The sequence below is a fragment of the Exiguobacterium sp. EF_C8 genome, assembly GCF_054956715.1.
The window spans coordinates 2,538,574-2,559,503 of sequence record NZ_CM143264.1; the positions used below are offsets into that span (position 1 = coordinate 2,538,574).

At 48.3% G+C, this 20,930-nt stretch carries 22 protein-coding genes, 1 tRNA gene and 1 pseudogene; 3 read left to right on the forward strand and 21 right to left on the reverse strand.

Annotated elements, in window-relative coordinates; all coding sequences use genetic code 11:
• Window positions 1-124 precede the first annotated feature (124 nt).
• On the forward strand, window positions 125-445 hold the full coding sequence (locus tag ACY2IG_RS13490; protein WP_023469210.1) for a hypothetical protein: 321 nt from the start codon (window positions 125-127) through the stop codon (window positions 443-445).
• A gap of 138 nt (window positions 446-583) precedes the next feature.
• On the opposite strand, the gene ACY2IG_RS13495 is transcribed toward ACY2IG_RS13490, so the two are convergent.
• The 10 genes from ACY2IG_RS13495 to ACY2IG_RS13540 form a co-directional block, all read right to left on the reverse strand.
• Window positions 584-832 (reverse strand): hypothetical protein, encoded by a 249-nt coding sequence (locus ACY2IG_RS13495; protein WP_312193586.1) that lies wholly within the window; start codon window positions 830-832, stop codon window positions 584-586.
• A gap of 2 nt (window positions 833-834) precedes the next feature.
• Entirely contained in the window at window positions 835-1,758 is a 924-nt protein-coding gene (locus ACY2IG_RS13500) for an acyl-ACP desaturase (protein WP_462618018.1), read from the reverse strand.
• A gap of 265 nt (window positions 1,759-2,023) precedes the next feature.
• Window positions 2,024-3,316 carry a phosphopyruvate hydratase gene (gene eno / locus ACY2IG_RS13505; protein ID WP_035409961.1) on the reverse strand — a complete coding sequence of 431 codons (1,293 nt, stop codon included), beginning with the start codon at window positions 3,314-3,316 and terminating at the stop codon, window positions 2,024-2,026.
• 59 nt (window positions 3,317-3,375) lie between these two features.
• A complete protein-coding gene (gene gpmI / locus ACY2IG_RS13510; protein ID WP_462618019.1) occupies window positions 3,376-4,923 on the reverse strand; it encodes a 2,3-bisphosphoglycerate-independent phosphoglycerate mutase in 1,548 nt (515 codons plus the stop codon).
• Entirely contained in the window at window positions 4,924-5,676 is a 753-nt protein-coding gene (gene tpiA / locus ACY2IG_RS13515; protein WP_023469215.1) for a triose-phosphate isomerase, read from the reverse strand.
• Window positions 5,677-5,703: 27 nt separating this feature from the next.
• Window positions 5,704-6,888 (reverse strand): phosphoglycerate kinase, encoded by a 1,185-nt coding sequence (locus tag ACY2IG_RS13520; protein WP_035396304.1) that lies wholly within the window; start codon window positions 6,886-6,888, stop codon window positions 5,704-5,706.
• Window positions 6,889-7,009: 121 nt separating this feature from the next.
• Entirely contained in the window at window positions 7,010-8,017 is a 1,008-nt protein-coding gene (gap, locus tag ACY2IG_RS13525) for a type I glyceraldehyde-3-phosphate dehydrogenase (protein ID WP_462618020.1), read from the reverse strand.
• Window positions 8,018-8,070: 53 nt separating this feature from the next.
• The gene (locus ACY2IG_RS13530; RefSeq protein ID WP_023469218.1) at window positions 8,071-9,099 is read right to left on the reverse strand and encodes a sugar-binding transcriptional regulator; all 1,029 of its coding nucleotides are present in this window, start codon (window positions 9,097-9,099) and stop codon (window positions 8,071-8,073) included.
• A 115-nt stretch (window positions 9,100-9,214) separates the two neighbouring features.
• The gene (locus ACY2IG_RS13535; RefSeq protein WP_035409973.1) at window positions 9,215-9,475 is read right to left on the reverse strand and encodes a glutaredoxin family protein; all 261 of its coding nucleotides are present in this window, start codon (window positions 9,473-9,475) and stop codon (window positions 9,215-9,217) included.
• On the reverse strand, window positions 9,466-10,608 hold the full coding sequence (locus ACY2IG_RS13540) for an RNA polymerase factor sigma-54 (RefSeq protein WP_462618021.1): 1,143 nt from the start codon (window positions 10,606-10,608) through the stop codon (window positions 9,466-9,468). The genes ACY2IG_RS13535 and ACY2IG_RS13540 overlap by 10 nt, the downstream gene beginning before the upstream one ends.
• 153 nt (window positions 10,609-10,761) lie before the next feature.
• On the opposite strand from ACY2IG_RS13540, the gene ACY2IG_RS13545 reads away from it, so the two are divergent.
• Window positions 10,762-10,837: transfer RNA gene (locus tag ACY2IG_RS13545), tRNA-Arg, on the forward strand.
• 182 nt (window positions 10,838-11,019) lie between these two features.
• Window positions 11,020-11,604: pseudogene (gene clpP, locus ACY2IG_RS13550) on the forward strand (ATP-dependent Clp endopeptidase proteolytic subunit ClpP); the annotation flags it as partial.
• A gap of 118 nt (window positions 11,605-11,722) precedes the next feature.
• Here clpP and ACY2IG_RS13555 read toward each other — a convergent pair.
• The 11 genes from ACY2IG_RS13555 to hprK all read right to left on the reverse strand — a co-directional run bounded on the left by ACY2IG_RS13555 (window position 11,723) and on the right by hprK (window position 20,882).
• The gene (locus ACY2IG_RS13555) at window positions 11,723-11,959 is read right to left on the reverse strand and encodes a hypothetical protein (protein ID WP_035409978.1); all 237 of its coding nucleotides are present in this window, start codon (window positions 11,957-11,959) and stop codon (window positions 11,723-11,725) included.
• A gap of 82 nt (window positions 11,960-12,041) precedes the next feature.
• Window positions 12,042-12,998, reverse strand: coding sequence for a DNA-binding protein WhiA (gene whiA, locus ACY2IG_RS13560; protein ID WP_035409981.1), 957 nt, complete (start codon window positions 12,996-12,998; stop codon window positions 12,042-12,044).
• A complete protein-coding gene (locus tag ACY2IG_RS13565; protein WP_035409984.1) occupies window positions 12,995-13,993 on the reverse strand; it encodes a gluconeogenesis factor YvcK family protein in 999 nt (332 codons plus the stop codon). The genes whiA and ACY2IG_RS13565 overlap by 4 nt, the downstream gene beginning before the upstream one ends.
• A complete protein-coding gene (gene rapZ / locus ACY2IG_RS13570) occupies window positions 13,993-14,862 on the reverse strand; it encodes an RNase adapter RapZ (protein ID WP_035409987.1) in 870 nt (289 codons plus the stop codon). Before rapZ ends, ACY2IG_RS13565 begins: the two co-directional genes overlap by 1 nt.
• Before the next feature lie 112 nt (window positions 14,863-14,974).
• A complete protein-coding gene (trxB, locus tag ACY2IG_RS13575) occupies window positions 14,975-15,937 on the reverse strand; it encodes a thioredoxin-disulfide reductase (protein WP_023469225.1) in 963 nt (320 codons plus the stop codon).
• A 61-nt stretch (window positions 15,938-15,998) separates the two neighbouring features.
• The gene (locus tag ACY2IG_RS13580; protein ID WP_047393317.1) at window positions 15,999-17,483 is read right to left on the reverse strand and encodes a tetratricopeptide repeat protein; all 1,485 of its coding nucleotides are present in this window, start codon (window positions 17,481-17,483) and stop codon (window positions 15,999-16,001) included.
• A gap of 96 nt (window positions 17,484-17,579) precedes the next feature.
• Window positions 17,580-17,960 carry a sporulation phosphorelay system protein KapB gene (gene kapB, locus ACY2IG_RS13585; protein WP_023469227.1) on the reverse strand — a complete coding sequence of 127 codons (381 nt, stop codon included), beginning with the start codon at window positions 17,958-17,960 and terminating at the stop codon, window positions 17,580-17,582.
• A 30-nt stretch (window positions 17,961-17,990) separates the two neighbouring features.
• Window positions 17,991-18,473, reverse strand: a complete 483-nt coding sequence (locus ACY2IG_RS13590) for an acyltransferase (protein WP_035409993.1) — start codon at window positions 18,471-18,473, stop codon at window positions 17,991-17,993.
• Entirely contained in the window at window positions 18,457-19,113 is a 657-nt protein-coding gene (gene ppaX, locus ACY2IG_RS13595; protein ID WP_462618022.1) for a pyrophosphatase PpaX, read from the reverse strand. Before ppaX ends, ACY2IG_RS13590 begins: the two co-directional genes overlap by 17 nt.
• Window positions 19,114-19,116: 3 nt before the next feature.
• Window positions 19,117-19,947: a prolipoprotein diacylglyceryl transferase gene (gene lgt, locus ACY2IG_RS13600; RefSeq protein ID WP_035409997.1), complete on the reverse strand. Its 831-nt coding sequence runs from the start codon at window positions 19,945-19,947 to the stop codon at window positions 19,117-19,119.
• Window positions 19,947-20,882 carry an HPr(Ser) kinase/phosphatase gene (gene hprK / locus ACY2IG_RS13605; RefSeq protein WP_035396292.1) on the reverse strand — a complete coding sequence of 312 codons (936 nt, stop codon included), beginning with the start codon at window positions 20,880-20,882 and terminating at the stop codon, window positions 19,947-19,949. The genes lgt and hprK overlap by 1 nt, the downstream gene beginning before the upstream one ends.
• Between the last annotated feature and the right edge of the window lie 48 nt (window positions 20,883-20,930).

Sequence of the window (20,930 nt, forward strand, 5' to 3'; positions counted from 1 at the left end):
CTTCCCTCTAGTTCTACCCCGAACAGCGTCCTCGTAATACTTGATTTCCAGTTTCCATGCATATCCTCGCTTCAATTAGGGAATAGCTAGAGAGTTACAGTCACATACAGAGAGTTGGGATCGGATGAAAGAAGAACACTCGATGAGGGTCGTCAGTTGTCTGAATGATTATTTCGAACGTCATCAGCAGCCCCTTCAGGTCGATCTCTTACGAGGTCTACCACCGATCGTGCTATTGTTGCGCGATGACGCGAAACGTGCCTTTCCGAAGGAAGCGAACTTGCACGATGAACTGTTACAAGACATCAAACGTTTGATTCAGGAATGTTTGGATCCCGATACACTGCGCGAATTGGGAATCGATGTCGATCTCCCGGACTTTTTCGTGACCCGTGCACCGCTTCATTCTGCCCATCATTATCTCGTTACATTTATTGAAGACTGACTTCATGTTAAAAGCAGCTATTTCTTCTTTCACAAAACATGTGAAGCAAGAGATAACTGCTTTTTTTAGTGATAATAAAAAACCGATAGCGCCAAAGCACTACCGGTTTTGCTTCCCTTCACGTATGGTAAAGACAACTTAATTCTCAACCTCAAGAATCGCTTCGATTTCAGCTTCTACTTCTTTGTTGATCATTTGCGAACGTTTTTTTCGTAACTCGAGATCCATTTCCTGATCGATGAACTGGTTCGTATGCTTGTCGAAGCAATCAAAACAGATCGGATAGAAGTCTTTTGCTTCTTTGTTCAATGAATTGAATTCCCATGTATCGAGTTCCAAGTAACTGACTTGGTTGTTCGTTTCAGTTCCACAGATTTCACACTTCATGTTCACTTGCCTCCTGAGACGTCGATTTTCGCTTTTTCGACTTGACGTTCTTGACGTTCCTTGATGCGTTTCAAACGTCCATGATATTTCATGATGTTCGCTTGTGATTGTTTCGCTTCTTCGCTTGTCGGTTCTAAATCAGCGATGCCCCAGAATTTGACGACGACGTCTAATACTTGGTCGAAGTATTGGAGTGGTCCATAGTTCGTATCAACAGCAATCGTCTTCATCCGTTCCGTGAAGTCCGGCATGACAGCACCTGGCATCGAGAAGTTGATGATGACGTCTTCGAAGAAGACGATGAAGTTCGGGTCAAGCTCTAGGTGTGCTTTGACCGTGTCACGGTAGAACGCATAATGGAGCGCTTCGTCCTTCGCTAGACGACGGAGTAGCGTTGCTAAGTCCTTGTCATGTGCCCCTGCGATCTTCGCTACGTTATTATAAAAGACGAGTGTCGCTAACTCTTGCAGTGACGTATACGCCATCGTTGCTAGCGGGTTCGTGAAGTCCGGGAACCAGCCGTTCTCAACGACGCGTCTTCTTAATTGATGAAGTCGCATTGGATTGACGTTTCGCGTGACGAGTAAATACGTCTCGAGTAAGTTCGAGTGCTGATCTTCTTCTGCTGTCCATGTCCGGACGAAGTCATTGATGACTTCCATCGAGTTCTTGAACGTATAGTCTAAGTGCGACGTATACCACGGTAAGTTGACCTCTGTCAGTAATGCCGTCTCGATTGCGACGATGACACCTTCCGGAAGCGTGACTTGGCTTTCATCCCAAGGAACGCGTTTGAACGACATCGCCTTATCCCACGGAATGAATTCGTGGTAGCTCCAGTCGATGTTGGCTGAACGCTCCTTGTGTAGTCGATATAACTCTTGAATGCGTGGTTCTAAACGGATATCTAAATCTGAATTTAACATGATCCTGTCTCCTTTAGACGTATTTTCATCTGCATCGAGCAAGATGTAATTAATCCCTATAACTATTTAATTTGCACTTATTTATGAGTATAACATTTTAGTCATCTACTCAGATGAATCAATTTTTTGACAGTTCATCATAGTTTTGATGACAAAAGCGATTTTCATGTTTGACATTGCTTGATATAAAAACCTCCTATCCGTGTGTACGTATCACACGAATAGGAGGTTTTGCTTATAGCTTATTCAAACGATCAACCTGAAATTACTTCTTGAGGTTGTAGAATGATTTGATTCCGTCGTAGACAGCAACGTCTGAAAGCATGTCTTCGATGCGGAGAAGTTGGTTGTATTTCGCGATACGGTCTGTACGTGAAAGTGAACCCGTTTTGATTTGACCAGCGTTTGTCGCAACAGCGATGTCAGCGATCGTTGAATCTTCAGTTTCACCAGAACGGTGAGAAACGACAGCTGTGTAACCAGCTTTTTTAGCCATTTCGATTGCGTCGAATGTTTCAGTCAACGTACCGATTTGGTTAACTTTGATGAGGATCGAGTTAGCGATGCCTTTTTCGATACCTTCAGCAAGTTTCTCAGTGTTTGTTACGAACAAGTCATCCCCAACGAGTTGGACTTTGTGTCCGATACGATCTGTAAGAAGTTTGTGACCATCCCAGTCGTTTTCGTCACAACCATCTTCGATTGAGATGATTGGGTATTTGTCAACGAGTTGTGCGTAGAATTCAACAAGCTCTTCTGTTGAAAGGACTTTGCCTTCGCCAGCGAGGTTGTATTTTCCAGCTGCTTTATCGTAGAACTCAGAAGAAGCGACGTCCATTGCAAGGTAAACATCTTCGCCTGCTTTGTAGCCAGCTTTTTCGATTGCTTCAAGGATAACTGTGATTGCTTCTTCGTTTGATTTCAAGTTTGGAGCGAATCCACCCTCGTCACCAACTGCTGTGTTAAGACCCATTCCGCTAAGAACTGATTTCAACGCGTGGAAGATTTCAGCACCCATACGAAGTGCTTCTTTGAATGTTGGAGCACCGACAGGCATGATCATGAACTCTTGGAAGTCCACGTTGTTGTCTGCGTGTGATCCACCGTTGATGATGTTCATCATTGGTGTTGGTAATGTTTTCGCGTTGAATCCACCGAGGTACGTGTAAAGTGGAAGACCAAGCTCATCTGCAGCAGCACGTGCAGCAGCCATAGAAACACCAAGGATTGCGTTAGCGCCGAAGTTACCTTTGTTTTTCGTACCGTCGAGATCGATCATTTTTTTGTCGATTCCAGTTTGGTCGAAGACATCGTAACCGATGATTTCTGGTGCGATTTTTTCGTTGACGTTGTCAACAGCTTTCAAAACACCTTTTCCGAGGTAACGTGCTTTGTCGCCATCACGGAGTTCGACTGCTTCGTGCTCACCAGTTGATGCACCTGATGGTACGAGTGCGCGACCGAAACCGCCATCTTCTGTATAAACTTCTACTTCTACTGTTGGGTTACCGCGTGAATCAAGAATCTCGCGTGCGTAAATCTCTGTAATCATTGACATTTAAATTCGCTCCTTTTGTGTGTAAGAAATATGTGGTGTAATTCTTTCGATCGACGGGATTATTTCTTCAATACGATCGATTTACCAGTCATCTCTGCTGGTTGGTCCGCTCCGAGGAGATCAAGGACCGTTGGTGCGAGGTCAGCGAGTGCACCTGTGAGTGGTTCAAGGAGTTCAACGTCCTCGACCGTCACGATACATGGAACGGGTTCTGTCGTATGCGCCGTCATCTTACTGCCGTCTGCATTGAGGACTTTATCCGCGTTTCCGTGGTCAGCCGTGATGACTGCCGCGCCGCCTTTGCTGAGAATCAAGTCAACGACTTTCCCAAGACATTCATCGACTGCTTCGATCGCCTTTTTCGTCGGCTCGAGCATACCCGAGTGACCGACCATATCCGGGTTAGCGAAGTTGAGGATGATGGCGTCGTGTTTGTCCGAGTTGATTGCATCAACGAGCGCATCTGTGACTTCATAGACGCTCATCTCTGGTTTCAAGTCGTATGTCGCGACTTTTGGTGAAGGGATCAAGATCCGATCTTCCCCTTCGTATGGTTCTTCACGTTGTCCGTTGAAGAAGAACGTGACGTGCGGATACTTTTCCGTTTCCGCGATGCGTAGCTGTTTGAGACCTTGTTTTGACAATGTCTCACCCAGCGTATTCTTGATGTCTTCAGGCGGGAATACGATGTCCGTATCAAGCGCATCCGAGTACTTCGTCATCGAGACGAGTAGCAGGTTCTTCGGTGCGTTATCCGGAAGTTCGAATCCGTCGAAGCCTTTTTTCTCTTTGTAGACTTTTGAAAGCTGAATCGCACGGTCAGGACGATAGTTGAAGAATACGATCGCATCGTTATCGTGGATCGGTGCGACTGGCGTACCGTCTTCCTGCACGACAACAGTTGGTTCGATGAACTCATCCGTTACGTCTTGTTTGTACGAAGCTTCGACCATGCCGATTGGATCCTTCGTCGTTGGACCTTCACCGAACGTGATGACGTCATAGACTTTCTTGACGCGTTCCCAACGGTTATCGCGGTCCATCGCATAGTAGCGACCAGAGATACTCGCGAATTGTCCAACATTCAATTCGTCCATCTTCGCTTGCGCGTCACGGAGGAAACCAGCACCCGATTGTGGGTCGCAGTCACGACCGTCCGTGAAAGCATGGAGGTAGACTTTTTCGATTTCGTGAAGTTTCGCGAATTCAAGCACGGCATACAAGTGGTTGATGTGACTGTGAATTCCACCGTCAGAGACCAAACCGAAGATATGAAGCGCTGAACCGTATTTCTTCACGTGACCTGCCGCATCGTTCATCGCTTGGCGCGAGAAAAACGAGCGATCCTTGATCGCGTTGTTGATTCGGGATAGCGATTGATAGACGACGCGACCAGCACCGATGTTGAGGTGACCCACTTCTGAGTTCCCCATTTGACCATCAGGCAAACCGACGTATTCGCCTTTCGCATTCAACAACGTATGCGGGTATTGACCCCAGTAACGATCGAAGTTCGGTTTGTTTGCCGCCGTAACGGCATTTCCGAACTCCTCGTCACGCATACCAAAACCATCAAGGATGATTAGTGCGACTGGACGTTTTTTCATTTAAATCGCCTCCAACAGTTTGAGGAACGATCCTGTCTCAAGACTTGCACCGCCGACGAGCGCGCCGTCGATGTCTGGTTGAGCCATATATTCTTTGATGTTTTCCGGTTTGACGCTACCACCGTATTGGATGCGGACAGCTTCTGCTGCTTCAGCACCAAATTCAGCTGCAACGACGTCACGGACGAATTTACAAGAATCTTGTGCATCTTGTTCTGTCGCTGATTTACCTGTTCCGATTGCCCAGACAGGCTCGTAAGCGACGACGAGATTTTTCACTTGGTCGACAGTAAGACCTTTAAGGCTGTTTGCTGTCTGTTCGCGGATGACGTCTTCGAACTTGCCGCCTTCACGCTCTTCCAGTGTTTCACCTACACAAACGATTGGAACGAGACCGTGCTCGAACGCTTTTTTCGCTTTGCTGTTGATGAACGCATCTGTTTCACCGAAGTACTCACGACGCTCAGAGTGACCGAGGATGACGTACGTCACGTCGAGTTCTTTGAGCATGAGCGGGCTGATTTCACCAGTGAACGCACCGCTCTCTTTGTCGTACATGTTTTGAGCACCGATCTTAAGATCCGTACCAGCTGCTGCTTCTGTCAAGTGTGCCAAGAATACTGCTGGCGCACACACAGCTGCGTCGACTGTCGTCGAAGCAGGTACAGCTCCTTTGACTTCCTCAACGAATGCGACTGCATCCTTGAGCGTCAGATTCATCTTCCAGTTACCTGCGATAATTGGTTTACGCATTGAGAAACACTCCCTTGTGAACTTAGATTACTTGTCGTTTAGCGCTTCGACACCAGGAAGAGCTTTCCCTTCCATGAATTCGAGACTTGCTCCACCACCTGTAGAGATGTGGCTCATTTTGTCAGCAAGACCGAATTTCTCTGCCGCAGCAGCTGAGTCGCCACCGCCGATGATTGAGTACGCATCACTGTCCGCAAGAGCTTGCGCGACACCTTTTGTACCGTTTGCGTATTTATCGAGTTCGAATACGCCCATCGGTCCGTTCCAGACGACGAGTTTCGAGTTCTTGATTGCCTCTGCATAGAGTTCAACCGTTTTTGGACCGATATCAAGTGACATGTGATCTGCTGGGATCTCTGTGATATCACGTGGTCCGACATATGTTTCTTCTCCGAATTCCTTCGTGATGACACAGTCGATTGGCATGAGGAACTTAACGCCTTTTTCTTCTGCTTTTTTCATGAATTCCTTCGCTTGGTCGATTTTATCGACCTCAAGAAGTGAAGTACCGACTTCGATACCACGAGCTGTGAGGAACGTGTACGATAAGCCGCCACCGATGATCAACGTATCGACGATGTCGAGTAAGTGATCGATGACACCGATTTTATCCGCTACTTTCGAACCACCGATGATTGCCGTGAACGGGCGATCCGGGTTAGAAAGAGCTTTACCGAGAACTTGAAGTTCTTTTTCGATGAGAAGACCTGCAACTGCAGTGTCGACATGGTGTGCGATACCTTCTGTCGATGCGTGTGCACGGTGTGCTGCGCCGAACGCGTCGTTGACGAAGACGTCAGCGAGTTTCGCGAATCCTTTAGCGAGCTCTTCGTCATTTTTCGTTTCACCAGGGTAGAAGCGAACGTTCTCTAAGACGACGACATCGCCGTTTTCGAGTTTGCTGACTGCTTCTTCTGCAACTGGACCGTATGCTTCTTCAACGAGCTTGATGTCTTTACCAAGCAATTCGCTGAGGCGTGCTACGACTGGTGCAAGTGAGAACTCAGGATTCTTTTCGCCTTTTGGACGACCCATGTGGCTAGCGAGAATGACTTTTGCTCCGCCATCGATCAAGTGTTTGATCGTTGGGAGTGCAGCACGGATCCTTGTGTCATCTGTGATTTTACCGTCTTCCAACGGTACGTTGAAATCCACGCGTGTAAATACGCGTTTTCCTTGTACATCGATGTCGCGAATCGATTTCTTATTCATACATTCGTCCTCCGTCTCTTACGTATAGTGAGGGGCGAATGCCCCTCCCGCTTTTTTCCGCAATAAGAGCGGAGACTGATATCGTTTCCGCTCTTATTCAATTGCTATTTAATTGCTCGAATTACTTAGCGATTTCTGCGAAGTGTTTGAGTGTACGAACGAGTTGGCTAGTGTAAGACATTTCGTTGTCATACCAAGCAACTGTTTTAACGAGTTGTTTGTCGCCGACTGTCATGACTTTAGTTTGTGTTGCATCGAAGAGTGATCCGTAAGAGATACCAACGATGTCAGAAGAAACGATTTCGTCTTCAGTGTAACCGTAAGACTCGTTAGCAGCTGCTTTCATTGCTGCGTTGATTTCTTCTACAGAAACTTTTTTGTCGAGTACAGTTACGAGCTCAGTGAGTGAACCTGTAGCGACTGGTACACGTTGTGCAGATCCGTCAAGTTTACCTTGAAGTTCTGGAAGAACGAGACCGATTGCTTTTGCAGCACCAGTTGAGTTAGGAACGATGTTTGCTGCTGCCGCACGTGCACGACGGAAGTCACCTTTAGGGTGTGGAGCGTCGAGTGTGTTTTGGTCACCAGTGTAAGCGTGGATCGTAGTCATGAGACCTTCAACGATTCCGAACTGATCTTGGAGAACTTTAGCCATTGGCGCGAGACAGTTAGTAGTACAAGAAGCACCAGAGATAACTGTTTCAGTTCCGTCAAGGATTTCGTGGTTCGTGTTGAAGACGACTGTTTTCATGTCGCCAGTTGCAGGTGCAGAGATAACGACTTTTTTAGCGCCAGCTTTCAAGTGAAGCTCAGCTTTTTCTTTGTCTGTGAAGAAACCAGTACATTCGAGAACGATGTCAACACCGAGCTCGCCCCATGGGAGTTCTTCTGGGTTGCGGTTAGCAAGTGTTTTGATTTCTTTACCGTTGACGAGGAAGTAACCGTCGTGTACTTCAACTTCGCCGTCGAAACGACCTTGAGTCGTATCATATTTGAGAAGGTGTGCAAGCATTTTAGTGTCTGTAAGGTCGTTGATCGCGACTACTTCGATTCCATCGAATTGAAGAATTTTACGAAGTGCCAAACGTCCGATACGTCCAAATCCGTTAATACCAACTTTTACTGCCATGATAATTTTCCTCCTTTTAATGTAAAGCGAGTTATCTATTATTCAAAAGGGGGTTACCCTTTCAAAATCGAAGCTGCTGCGCCTTCATCCGTGATCAGGATGATGTCAGGCGACTGTTTCACATAGGCGTTGATCGCTTCTGCCTTCGAATGACCACCTGCGACGACGATGACGTGTTCGACTTGCTTCAAGTCAGCCAATTGGAGACCAACCGTCTTGACCCGGTGCACGATGTTCCCGTCTCGGTCGAAGTAATATCCGAATGCTTCCGCTACTGCCTGTTCATGTTCCAGTCGGGTCAGGAGATCCTCAGACGCGCGACGACGTTTTGCCATCGTTTTCGCCTCACCAATTCCATGTACCACGATTGAAGCACCTTTAATCATTTGAAGCACATTTTTTATGCTCGGCTCTTCAATCATCTTGACGAACGTCTCTGTACTGACCATGTCGGGGATGTGAAGCAGATGATAATCACTTTGAGCGCGTGACGCCATCCGTGAGCATACTGTGTTCGCTTGTAGTTCGAGCGTTTCTCCCAGTCCTCCGCGTGCCGGAACGAACGTCATCGGACGGTGTTCCTTGTCTGGCGACATCATCGCCGCGACGGAAGCCATCGTCGTACCGCCTGTGACAGCAATCGTATTGTGATGGTCTGAAGAAAGCTCTCGTTTGAGTCGTGCGACGGTCGCCCGCCCCATGTCTCGTTGTACCCAGAAGGTTTCATCGGAATCACCCGGTACGATGACAACGTCCCGTACTCCAAGTCTCTCTTTTAAGGCTTTCGCCATGTCTGAGATCCCTGCGAGTTCTCCCATGATGCTGTGCATGCTGCGAAGAACATTTCGTCCTTCATCCGTCAAGGACATCCCTTGCGTCGCGACCTCTAGGAGGTCTTGCTGCTTCAAGAAGTCGACTTCCCGACGTAAGACGCGTTCCGTCAAGCCAAGGCTTGTCGCAAGCGTACGTCGTCCGATCGGTTGCATCAGTCGTACGTAATGAAGGATGTCGTAGCGTGTCTGCATTTCTTCGATCAGATCAGGCACGATTCGTTTTTGGATCTGGACTAACTGCCGAATCATGTATTTCCCTCTCCTCTCAAGTAGCTGGACGCTTTCTGTCCCGCATGTCATAACGTGTCCCACTTGGTACACCGTTATCATAACAGTCCATTTCTCGCCTTGCAAGTCTCGTTTCTCAAGTTTTTTGAAGTAAGCGGTTTCTTATCGTTTCCGTATCAAATTTGCCATAACTCCAGATTTCCTCGTCATGCATGACGACCGGAATTTCATATAAGAACCGTAGACTGAGCGCTTCATCCTGATCGATGTTGACTTCCTCGAATGTCCATTCCGGAAACTCATCGAGTACGAAGTCGAGTAAGATGGCGGCTTCTTCACATAGCGTACATCCCGGACGTGAATAGAGTGTTAAGTGTCTGTGTCGTTTTAATCCCATTCTGATTGCGCCTTCCTTTGCTGCATCGTTTTTTTCGTTAAACCAAGTGCTGCCCGATATTTCGCAACCGTCCGTCGCGCGACTGTCAGACCGTCTGCTTGCAGACGATCCGTCAATTGCTGATCACTTAACGGACGATCGCTATGTTGAATGTATTCGGCGATCCGCCGTTTAATTAAAAAACTCGAATCTCCGGTTGTCGTCCGTGAGACGAACAAGTCTTCTAAAGCAACGAGACCATGAATCGTCTCGACATACTTCGCAACAATCGCTCGACCAATCGTTGACGGATGATGCCCCGTCGCCTCAGCGACTTGTTTTTTCGTCAGTGGCTCAAGATGCAGTTCTCCCTTGAACCAGCGTTCTTGTCGCTCAAGCAAGACCGAGAGGATGGCATGCATCGTAACGCGACGTCGTTCGTACGCGCGCAAAAAAGGCGTTGCCTCTTTTAATCCGAGCCACTTCTGATCCATGTCGAGTGTCATCCAGTCGATCTGAAGTTTTCCATCTAACAGGTGAATCCGTGCTTCTGCCATGACCGGTCGTTCTTCTTTAGGAAAATCCGGTGTCCGGCTCAGGCGCGTCAATCGTTTTCGCAACCGTGCTCGATCCTGTTCACTGAACTGCGCGAACACTTGACTCGCCGGTTCATGTCGTAACCGATCCGTTAGTCCGATCAATTCTGCGTCGTCTAGCTCGATCGCCTGTAACCATTGGCACTCGCGCTCCGAGCGGGCAGCGATGCCGACTGGTTCACATTGTTGTAAGAGTGTCCGTGCTTCTGTAATCGTTGCGACATCGGTCGAGAAGGATGCAGCGAGCTCCTCGTCCGATGTCCGCAATAAACCGTCCGCTTCTAAATACACGATGAGTTGTTCCGCCATATATCCTATTTCCTGTCTGACTGATTCTAAACGTATTTGTGCAAGAAGCTCGTCTTCATAGGATGCCAAATGTCCTGCCATCTGCTCGGCCTCTAACGAAACCTGATTCGGGTAATGGCGGTGCAATCGTCGTTTCAACCGCCGCCATTCCTCCTCGAGTTCTGCCGCTGGTTGCTCAAGTACATGTAACTGATACTGTTGTGACGCCGATAACGTCATCTGTTGCGTTTGTTCCTGGCGTTGATCCATCGATTCCCCTCCCTCACTTCTTATTATAGAAGAAACGTTTTGAAAAACATGCTCTGAACCCCTTTTGAGTCGCTAGAGAAAAGAAAAGTCATCCTTTCCTATTGCTTTTCTGAAAAAATGTCGCTATACTATTAATTGTTCAGTACATCAGATGCACCCGTAGCTCAGGGGATAGAGCACTGGTTTCCGGTACCAGGTGTCGGGAGTTCGAATCTCTCCGGGTGTACCATTTATTCAACTACAAGGCAATGCCAGCAATGGCATTGCCTTTTTTCTATACTGATATGTTTCGTTTGCCCTTGTAATGGAAAAATACCTAAAAGTCGCATCGTATCTTTTGACCAATATTGACCAAAGGATTATGATAAGGATAAGTCGAATAGGAAGCTACATACCAACTATAAGGAGGCAAAGACTATGTTAATTCCAACAGTCATCGAACAAACAAACCGCGGGGAACGTGCTTACGATATCTACTCACGTTTGCTAAAAGACCGCATCATTCTTCTCGGGAGCGCGATTGACGACAACGTCGCCAACTCAGTCGTTGCCCAACTTCTGTTCTTAGCAGCAGAAGATCCAGATAAAGAAATCTCGCTTTACATCAACAGCCCAGGTGGTTCGATCACTGCCGGTATGGCGATTTACGATACAATGAACTTCATCAAGCCACAAGTTTCAACAATTTGTATCGGTATGGCAGCATCGATGGGTGCGTTCTTGCTACAAGCAGGCGCAAAAGGAAAACGTTTCGCGTTACCAAACGCTGAAATCATGATTCACCAACCACTCGGTGGTACACAAGGTCAAGCATCGGATATCAAAATCCATGCGGAGCGTATCATCAAAATGCGTGAGCACCTCAACAAAATCATGGCTGAAAACACAGGACAACCACTTGAAGTCATCGAACGCGATACAGAGCGTGACAACTTCATGTCAGCACAAGCTGCTGCTGATTACGGTCTCATCGACCGCGTCATGGAACGCGCATAAGTCATCCAGAGTGTCTCCTTCGGGAGGCACTTTTTTGTATCCATAGAAAATCGAAGCCTTGTCGGTTATCGTTACATACAAAAAACCTCCCGTTCCTTATAGAACGAGAGGGCGATGATCAGTCGATCAAGTCTGTGATGTCTGAAACGATATCGTGGTTTTCACGAATCAGCGAGTAGATCGCGTTCGCATGTGGCGAAAGCTCTTCTTCTGCTTGTAATTGTTTCAGGAATAAAGATGTTGCGAACGCAACGAGTGTGCTTTTCGGTACACCGATTGCTTTTGCTTTTTTTGTTAACACTTCATCAAACTTCGCATCGACTGTCAGCGAAATACGTTTCTTTTCGTTAGCCATTTCAAAAACTCCTTAATTCGAACATTTAGTTGCATCGACTATATATTATAGTAGACTATGGTTCATCCCGCAAGCGACCCTCTTATATGGCCCCTGTCATCGACTCGCCATTTCGTACTTTTTCAGCGATTTGATCAATCTTCCGCAACCGGTGATTGATCCCTGATTTTGAGATGGAGCCGCTTTCGACCATCTCACCAAGCTCTTGCAACGTGACGTCTTGATGTGTCACGCGCAAGATCGCGATCTCCTTCAACTTATCCGGTAAGACATCGAGTCCGACCGTTCGCTCGAGGAACTTAATATTTTCGACTTGGCGTAATGCTGCGCCAACCGTCTTGTTAAGGTTCGCCGTCTCACAGTTGACGAGACGGTTGACCGAGTTACGCATATCTTTTAAGATCCGCACGTCCTCGAACCGTAGCATCGATTGGGTCGCATCGACAAGCTTAAGGAAATCGGAAATCTTTTCGCTCTCTTTAATATAGAGAATGTGTCCCTTTTTCCGTTCGATCGCCTTCGCGTTCAAATCAAAGACGTTTGATAGACCACGGAGCGCCGCATTATGTTCTTCATATAAGCTGAAGATCTCCAAGTGGTACGACGACGTCGCCGGATTGTTGAGCGAACCCCCGGCGAGGAACGCCCCTCGTAAATACGCGCGTGCTTTTCGTTCATCGTTTAGGATCGTGTCACTGATGGAACGAATCATCGTGAACCCTTCTCCTAAAATCCCGAGGTCTTGTAAAATCTTATCCGCCTGTTGTTTGACGCGGACGATGTAGACATTATTCTTTTTCAGACGCATTTTTTTCCGCACGAGCAGATCGAGATGGACCCCGTATGCTTTTTTCAAAAGCGAGTAGATCCGACGAGCAATCGAGGCATTCTCGGTCGAGATGTCGAGTGTCAGACCACGTCCGAGACCGAACGAGATCGCACCGTTCATCCGGGCGAGCGCCGCGAGTTCCGCCTTCATCTCGTGATCGGTAATCGGAATCTGCGTTAATTCTTTTTTGACTTCTGAGGCAAAGCTCATGTCAGCTCCTCCTTTCCTTCGAGTTGACGCATCCGTCGAATCGACAACACTTTTCGCATGACGAGGCTTGCGACGGCATCTGAGTCATGACGGATGAAGTGATGATTGTAATCGACGATATCGTCTGCTAGCACTTCAACGCCTGCTAACTCGAATTGTTTTTCATTATAGGTGACGATGTCAGCGTGATCCTTTTGATATTTCTTCAGGTAACTCGCATCGATCGATTCGTTGTTGACGATGATCGTATCGACGACGCCTTGTCCGAGGAAGCGTTCGAGTGCCGCTAAATGTTCATTGGCTGTGAACGCCGTCGTCTCACCGGGTTGCGTCATGACGTTACAGATATAGACGACCGGAGCTAGCGATTGCTGGATTGCTTCCCGGATTTCGTCGATCAGAACGTTCGGGATGATACTCGTATAGAGACTGCCCGGACCAAGGACGATAACATCGGCATCAAGAATCGCCTGAATCGCTTCCGGTACTGGACGGACATCTTGTTCTTCAAGGAAAATCCGTTCAATCTTCTTACCGACCTTCGGAATCAACGACTCGCCTTTGACGATCGTTCCGTCCTCAAACTCGGCACAGAGCGTGATCGTCCGTTCCGTCGCCGGATAGACTTTTCCTTCCGCGTTCAACAGTTGCCCCATGACACCGATCGCTTCAACGAACGAACCGTTACAAAGTTGGGTTGCTGCCGTCAACATCAGATTTCCGAGTGAATGACCATGCAGTCCTTCCCCGGTCTCGAACCGGTACTGCATGATCCGGTCCATCAATGTCTCTGACTTCGATAAGGAGACGATGACGTTTCGGATATCGCCCGGCGGCAACATATTGAATTCCGTCCGCAAACGACCAGAACTGCCCCCGTCATCAGCAACGGTGACGATGGCTGTGATGTCAAGCGGGTAATGTTTCAGTCCACGAAGAAGCGTCGATAGTCCTGTTCCACCACCGACAGCGACGACTTTACGTTCCCATTTCATCACTTCTCCCCCTTCGCATACACATAATCCCGGTGATTCGTCTCAATATGATACTGCGTCGCAAATTCTTTACTGATCGCTTCTGCAAACGTGATTGAGCGATGTTTCCCACCTGTACAACCGAGGGCGATGACGAGTTGCGACTTCCCTTCCCGCTCGTATTGCGGAATCAGGAATTCGAGCAGGTCGACGAGTTTTTTATAGAACAGCTTTGCTTCCGGCCATTGCATGACGTACGATGCCACTTCCTCGTCAAGTCCAGTTTTTGGACGCAACTCTGGAATGTAGAACGGGTTCGGTAAGAAGCGCAGGTCAAAGACAAGATCCGCATCAAGCGGTAAGCCATGTTTAAAGCCGAACGACATGACGTTGACCGTGAACGGAATCCGTGTGCCTTCCGTGAACTCCTTTAAGAGACGTTCTTTCAGTGCAAGCGGCTTGATGTCACTCGTATCAATCAGCATCTGTGCTTTATCGCGGAATCCTTCGAGCAACGTCCGTTCACGTTCGATTCCAATCAATGGTGAATCCGTCGGTGCAAGTGGATGCGAACGACGCGATTCCTTGTAACGGCGGACAAGGACATCGTTTCGTGCATCAAGGTACAGCATCCGGATTTGTAAGTCCGTTTTCTTTAAATCCTCATAGACGACAAAAAAGCTGTCGATGAAATCACGCGCGCGGGTATCGATGGCAACGGCGATTTTAGGACGCACTTGTCCAATGACTTCGATGAGATGCGGCAGTAACGTCGGGGGTAGATTGTCGACACAAAAATAGCCTAAGTCCTCAAAGCTGTTCATTGCGACAGTCTTCCCAGCCCCACTCATACCCGTGATGATGACAAGTTGCGGTTGATTCTGTTCCATCTTTTCGCCCTCCAGACAACAGTTCCGTGTGTATTTTTTCGCTTCTTTTTCAGTATATCATAAAAAAAGAGCCAGCTTCACTGAAGTCTCCTTCAGTGAAACTGGTTCGATATTATGCGTGTGAGGATTCTTGTAATTCTTCAAGCAACGCTTCAATGAAATGCTGTGCATTTTGCGCTGCAATCGAACCATCGTTCGTTGCTGTAACGACTTGGCGCAATGTTTTTTCACGAACGTCACCAGCAGCAAAGATACCTTTGATGTTCGTTTCCATCGCTTCGTTCGTCACGACGTAGCCTTGGTCGTTTAAAATACCGAGATCTTGGACGTACCCAGTGATTGGGTTCATTCCGATGTAGATGAAGACACCATCAATCGGATGCGTCGTCACGTCAGCTGTTTTTGTATTGATTAGCTCGATGCCGCCGACTTTCCCGTCTTGTTCGTTGATCTGTTTGACTGTATGGTTCCAGATGAAGTCAATTTTCGGGTTGTCGAACGCACGTTTTTGAAGAATTTTTTGAGCGCGAAGCTCGTCACGACGGTGAACGATCGTGACTTTTTTCGCGAAACGTGTCAAGTAGACACCTTCTTCTACCGCAGAGTCCCCGCCACCGATGACGAAGAGTTCTTTTTCTTTGAAGAACGCACCATCACAAACGGCACAATACGAGACACCGCGACCGCCGAGCTCTTCTTCTCCGGGTACGCCGATTTTTTTATATTGTGCACCAGACGCGATGATGATTGCCCGTGCGTAGTAATCTTTGTTGTGTGCATGAATCGTTTTGTATGCTTTACCGTCTTCGATGCTTCGAACATCTCCGTACGCATATTCTGCGCCGAATGCTTTCGAGTGGTCGAACATTTTTTGTGAGAGATCTGGTCCGAGGATGCTATCGTATCCTGGGTAGTTCTCGATATCTTCTGTGTTCGCCATCTGACCGCCCGGAATCCCGCGTTCGATCATCAATGTCGAAAGGTTCGCACGTGATGCATAAAGTGCGGCTGTCATCCCAGCAGGACCTGCCCCGATGATGATGACGTCATAAATTTTTTGTTCTGTTTCCGCCATGATTCCACCCCATTTATCGTAATCGTTGTAGTTTGAGTATAGGTGAGAATCCCCTAAACGTCTAACACTTTGCTTGCAGCGGTGCCAGCATCCGTTCATGTGTCCGGATCATTGACGCGACATGATCGAACGAACAATCGACGAGCGATGCGCATTCCTCGATCAACATTCCGTCTCGTAAATCATGGAACAGGTAAAGCAGTGATGCCGCGGATGCTTCAATTGAATCGAACGATTCTCCACTTAAGACGAGCTGTGCGAAGCGCTCATAAAAGTCCCCTTCAAGACTCATCCGTTCTTCGTCTGAAACGAATCGTTCTGCAAGACGGATCGTCTGCAATGCCCGGTGAATGCGTTCATCCACGACATCGGTCCGTCCTTCCATCTCGATGACAATCTGTTCCGTCAGTAACAGGACGTCTTCTCGGTCCGTTACTTCTGGCATCATCGACAATGCAAGCCGTGCTTCGGCATCGTTCAGCTTGCCAAGAAGAAGTGCCGTGAAGATGCGCGAGACGTCATCTTCCGTCTTCAACGCTTGGATGAGTGCCGAGCGAAACTGTAGGTTGTGGCGGATGTCATACGTATCCGTTTCTTCCTTTAACGCTTGTGCTTCGTCTGACTTTAAGAAAGCGGCTGCCTCTTCGACATGTCCTGTCTTATAAGCAGAAATCGATAACCAGTGCCCAAAGAGGGGATCTCCTCGGTACCCGCGACGCTCGAGTAATTTCAACTCTTCATAGGCGATATCGTACCGTCCGATGATCGCAAGTGTTGATGCGACCTTATAACGTGTCTCAAGGTGCACGGAACGGACGTGTTCGAGCTGACGAGAGAGACGATGCGCCTCTTCGTCCTGTCCCATCTCGTGTAGCAAGACGAGCGTGTTACAGAGGGCATGCAAATTCCCCGGGTTTCCTTCAAGGACCCGTTCGAGGGAAGCGAATGCCTGATCATTCTCTCCTAAATAGAACTCGACGATCGCGAGGTTGTTGTAGGCAGGCCAGAACGTCGGGTACTGGGCAATCAGTCCAGTCAACGTCTCCTGTGCCGCGAACAGCATCCCTTTATCGATCTGGCGTTGTGCTTGACCGTGCAGACGAATCAATTCGTCCTCTTCGTCGTCTTCCATCTCTTGTTCGAGATCAATCAGTTCCACGAGTGCGGCCGATGCCTCCGCGTGTTTACCGTTTGGTGCTTGCTCTAAATATTCCATCGCATGCTGTCGCGCTTCTTCATAAAGTGAGACGTGTGCGTAGTTATTCGCTAAATAAAAGAGTGCTTCCGTATTTGATGCGTCGAGTGCGCGTACTTGTTTCAAGACATCATTCGCATGATTGATTTCTCCTGTCTCGAATAAGACACGGGCATAACGGAGCAAATAACGGATGTCCGCTGGCTGAAGTGTCGTCGCCTCATCTAAATGATAGACGGCTTCATCCAGTCGCCCTTCCCGGTGCGCCTTCCGTCCGCGGAAATAAAAAAGTTCCGCTTGGCGCGCTGTTATCGCAAAGGGGTCTGCTTTGTATTTGGTTAATTCCATCATGATTCAAGCCCCCATAAATAGTAAACTGGTTTCGTAGTTGCAGACACAAGAATACCCTATCTCTAGAAGGCATGCAACAGAAAAAAACGCCGGAGTTCATCCCCAGCGTTTTGCATAAATCGATTCCAGTTCTTTGTAATTCTCTAAGCATTTTCGTACAAAAGCATCCGTCTCTGGATTCAGTCCTTCAAGACGTGCCACGTCCTTGTCATATGCCTGCCGTAAGCTCGTAGCATAATCGGGAATCTCTCCGTCATATGCATAAACGACTGCGGGCGAAACCGTGATCTTTTCGTGCTTATGCAAGGCGGTCCGGATATGAAACAGCGGGACATCGACTTGGTTCGGTTGATGAAGATCTCCTTGAACCGGATGCTTTTCGACAGCCAGTACCTCAACGACGAGACCTTGTGGACGTTCGGCGAATAATCTTCCGAAATACTTTCCTGTCTTATACGTAAAGCGGATGTGCGTCATCTTTTTTCCTTCTTCCTTCTCACAGTTTTGTCACATTTCGTGCCGGCGAAGCGGCTGACTCGAGACGCGTTCGTTCGGAGCGATGTCCCGGTGAACGACCGATCCGGCACCAACGACGGCACCATCTCCGATCGTCACGCCCGGTAGGATCGTCACGTTCGCACCGATCAAGACGTTGCTTCCGATGACGACGTCACCTAAACGATACTCCGTCGTCAAATATTCATGACAGAGGATCGTCGTATTGAAGCCGATGATCGTATTGTCACCAATCGTGATTCGCTCCGGGAACATCGTGTCTGGCATCACCATCAAGGCAAGTGCCGTCTTCTCCCCGATCTTCATTCGGAGGCACGTCCGGTAGAGCGCGTTCTTAAAGCGTAACGACGGGGCAAACCGACCAATCGTGACGATCGTAAAGCACCACATCACTTTAAAGAACGACACCGTTCGGTACATATGCCAGAGTGGATTCGTCGTTCCGACCTGAAACCGATCAGTTCGCCGTGCCATTTCGTTCCTCCAGCCAAGCAGCAAGATGGTCCATCGAATCAATGATGATGTCCGGCTCGAGAGCTTCTAAGTACGCGCGTCCTTTGATCGCCCAACCGACCGCGACTGTCTTCACTCCTGCGTTCTTGCCCCCAAGGATGTCCGTATCGTTGTCACCGACCATGATCGTCTCGTCTGGTGTTGATCCAAGTAACTGCATCGCTTTCTCAAACGGCTCGACGGCTGGTTTTTCTTCCGTTACGTCGTCCGCTGCGATGACAGCGTCAAAGAGTGACGTCAATCCGAATAACTCGATCCCGCGTAAGGCGACACGACGACTCTTCGACGTCACGACCGCCATCTTATAGCCTGCTTCATGCAAACGGCGTAATCCGTCAAGCACACCTGGATACTCGAGTACAAGCGCGTCATGCATGGCAATGTTGTAGCTCCGGTAAAAAGCAACCATCTCTTTCCACTGTTCCGTATTCATCGCTGAGAATGACTTTTCAAGCGTCGGACCGATGAACGGAAGCAGTTCTGCTTCCGTGAACGTCCGGTCGGAGTAATAGTAACTGAGCGTATGCTCAAAGCTTTTTAAGATCAATGGATTCGTATCAATCAACGTTCCATCTAAGTCAAACAAAAGTGTGCGAATCATCGATTACTTCGCCTCCTTTTTTGAACCGTCCAAGTAACGAACGGCATTGCGACGAATGACGAGCATGATCACACCGAAGATGACTAAACAAATCGAGACGACTTGCGCCGTCCGCAGTCCGTCAGCCATCAGACTATCCGTCCGGAGTCCTTCGATAAAGTAGCGTCCGATCGAATACCAAATCAAATAACCGAGGAAGACATATCCACGACGTGGGTTGAACTTCATCCGCCAGACGATTAATAGAATGACACCAATGATGTTCCAGATGCTTTCATAGAGGAATGTCGGTAAGTAGTACGTCCCGTCGATGTACATCTGATTGACGATCCAGTTTGGTAAGTGCAACGTATCTTGTAAGTACGACCACGTCGTCTCGCCGCCGTGTGCTTCTTGGTTGAAGAAGTTGCCCCAGCGTCCGACGGCTTGACCGAACAAGAGCGACGGTGCCAGAATATCAGCGATCTGCCAGAACGAGATCTTTTTCTTACGTGTATAGATGATGACCGTCAAAATCGCGCCGATGATTGCGCCGTGGATTGCGATTCCACCTTGGCGGATGTTGATGATTTGATCGAGATGCTGACTGTAGTAGTCCCACTCGAACGCGACGTAGTAAATCCGGGCACAGATGATACTGATCGGAATCGACCAGATGACGACATCGACCGCATACTCTTCATTGAAGCCGATCCGCTTCGATTCGAAGATCGCGATCAACAGGCCGACGACCGCACCGAGTGCGATGACGATCCCGTACCAGTAAATCGGTACAGGTCCGAGATTGATTGCGACGCGATCAAACGTTGGTTGTACAGAGGCTAGAGTTCCCATCAAAGACCACCATTCCCATCTTCAATTGCTTGCGCGAGACGTCCCGCGAATTCTTCTGCTGTATTAATGCCCATGTTTTTCAGGCGATAGTTCATCGCTGCCACCTCAATAATGACGGCGAGATTTCGTCCGGGACGAACCGGAATCGTCAAGAACGGGATTTCCGTATCGATGATTTGAAGCGTCTCTTGATCCAGACCAACGCGGTCATAGACTTTCGATTGATCCCAAATCTCGAGGTTACAGACGAGGCTGATCTTCTTGTGCGAGCGAACAGCACCTGCACCAAACAACGTCATCACGTCGATGATCCCGATTCCACGAATCTCAAGCAGATGTTGAATCAACTTCGGTGCCGTTCCGACGAGAATCCCGTCACCCGTTTGACGAATCTCGACCGAGTCATCTGCGACCAGACGATGACCCCGCTTGACGAGTTCGAGTGCTGTTTCTGATTTACCGACACCACTTGCTCCTTTAATAAAGACGCCGACACCATAGATATCAACAAGGACACCATGCATTGCCGTCGTTGGCGCGAGTTCCGCTTCGAGGAAGTTCGTGATCTGTGACTCGACCGATGTCGTATGCCCTTTTGTCGTCAACAGTGGCACGTTCGTCTCGTCCGCAGCTTGGATGATCGCTTCCGGCACTTCAAATCCACGTGTGATCAAAATACCAGGTGTTTCATCTGTACAGAGGACGTTCGCTCGTTCACGTTGTTCCTCGTACGTTAAATTATTGAAGAACGTCAATTCTGTTTTTCCGAGAATTTGAAGACGTTCTGCCGGGTAATAAGCATAATAACCGGCAAGCACAAGGCCAGGTCGGCACAAATCAGCCGTTAGAATCGGGCGATGTAAGCCTTCTTCTCCCGTGACGATGTGGAGATTGAATTGTTTTACGATTTCAGCTGTTCGCACTTTTGGTTGCACGCTTCGTCAGCCCCTTTCACTTGAAGTATTGTACCATATTTTTATTCG

What these genes read in the sequence shown, in the direction of transcription:
- ACY2IG_RS13555 (WP_035409978.1), bottom strand. Translation starts at nt 11,959, where the DNA reads ATGGCTAACGAAAAGAAACGTATTTCGCTGACAGTCGATGCGAAGTTT.
- trxB (WP_023469225.1), bottom strand. Translation starts at nt 15,937, where the DNA reads ATGGCGGAAACAGAACAAAAAATTTATGACGTCATCATCATCGGGGCA.
- eno (WP_035409961.1), bottom strand. Translation starts at nt 3,316, where the DNA reads ATGTCAATGATTACAGAGATTTACGCACGCGAGATTCTTGATTCACGC.
- ACY2IG_RS13535 (WP_035409973.1), bottom strand. Translation starts at nt 9,475, where the DNA reads ATGGGATTAAAACGACACAGACACTTAACACTCTATTCACGTCCGGGA.
- whiA (WP_035409981.1), bottom strand. Translation starts at nt 12,998, where the DNA reads ATGAGCTTTGCCTCAGAAGTCAAAAAAGAATTAACGCAGATTCCGATT.
- ACY2IG_RS13520 (WP_035396304.1), bottom strand. Translation starts at nt 6,888, where the DNA reads ATGAATAAGAAATCGATTCGCGACATCGATGTACAAGGAAAACGCGTA.
- ACY2IG_RS13580 (WP_047393317.1), bottom strand. Translation starts at nt 17,483, where the DNA reads ATGATGGAATTAACCAAATACAAAGCAGACCCCTTTGCGATAACAGCG.
- ppaX (WP_462618022.1), bottom strand. Translation starts at nt 19,113, where the DNA reads ATGATTCGCACACTTTTGTTTGACTTAGATGGAACGTTGATTGATACG.
- ACY2IG_RS13590 (WP_035409993.1), bottom strand. Translation starts at nt 18,473, where the DNA reads ATGGCACGGCGAACTGATCGGTTTCAGGTCGGAACGACGAATCCACTC.
- ACY2IG_RS13500 (WP_462618018.1), bottom strand. Translation starts at nt 1,758, where the DNA reads ATGTTAAATTCAGATTTAGATATCCGTTTAGAACCACGCATTCAAGAG.
- lgt (WP_035409997.1), bottom strand. Translation starts at nt 19,947, where the DNA reads ATGGGAACTCTAGCCTCTGTACAACCAACGTTTGATCGCGTCGCAATC.
- rapZ (WP_035409987.1), bottom strand. Translation starts at nt 14,862, where the DNA reads ATGGAACAGAATCAACCGCAACTTGTCATCATCACGGGTATGAGTGGG.
- ACY2IG_RS13490 (WP_023469210.1), top strand. Translation starts at nt 125, where the DNA reads ATGAAAGAAGAACACTCGATGAGGGTCGTCAGTTGTCTGAATGATTAT.
- tpiA (WP_023469215.1), bottom strand. Translation starts at nt 5,676, where the DNA reads ATGCGTAAACCAATTATCGCAGGTAACTGGAAGATGAATCTGACGCTC.
- gap (WP_462618020.1), bottom strand. Translation starts at nt 8,017, where the DNA reads ATGGCAGTAAAAGTTGGTATTAACGGATTTGGACGTATCGGACGTTTG.
- ACY2IG_RS13540 (WP_462618021.1), bottom strand. Translation starts at nt 10,608, where the DNA reads ATGGATCAACGCCAGGAACAAACGCAACAGATGACGTTATCGGCGTCA.
- ACY2IG_RS13565 (WP_035409984.1), bottom strand. Translation starts at nt 13,993, where the DNA reads ATGAAATGGGAACGTAAAGTCGTCGCTGTCGGTGGTGGAACAGGACTA.
- gpmI (WP_462618019.1), bottom strand. Translation starts at nt 4,923, where the DNA reads ATGAAAAAACGTCCAGTCGCACTAATCATCCTTGATGGTTTTGGTATG.
- kapB (WP_023469227.1), bottom strand. Translation starts at nt 17,960, where the DNA reads ATGACGCACATCCGCTTTACGTATAAGACAGGAAAGTATTTCGGAAGA.
- ACY2IG_RS13530 (WP_023469218.1), bottom strand. Translation starts at nt 9,099, where the DNA reads ATGATTCGGCAGTTAGTCCAGATCCAAAAACGAATCGTGCCTGATCTG.
- ACY2IG_RS13495 (WP_312193586.1), bottom strand. Translation starts at nt 832, where the DNA reads ATGAAGTGTGAAATCTGTGGAACTGAAACGAACAACCAAGTCAGTTAC.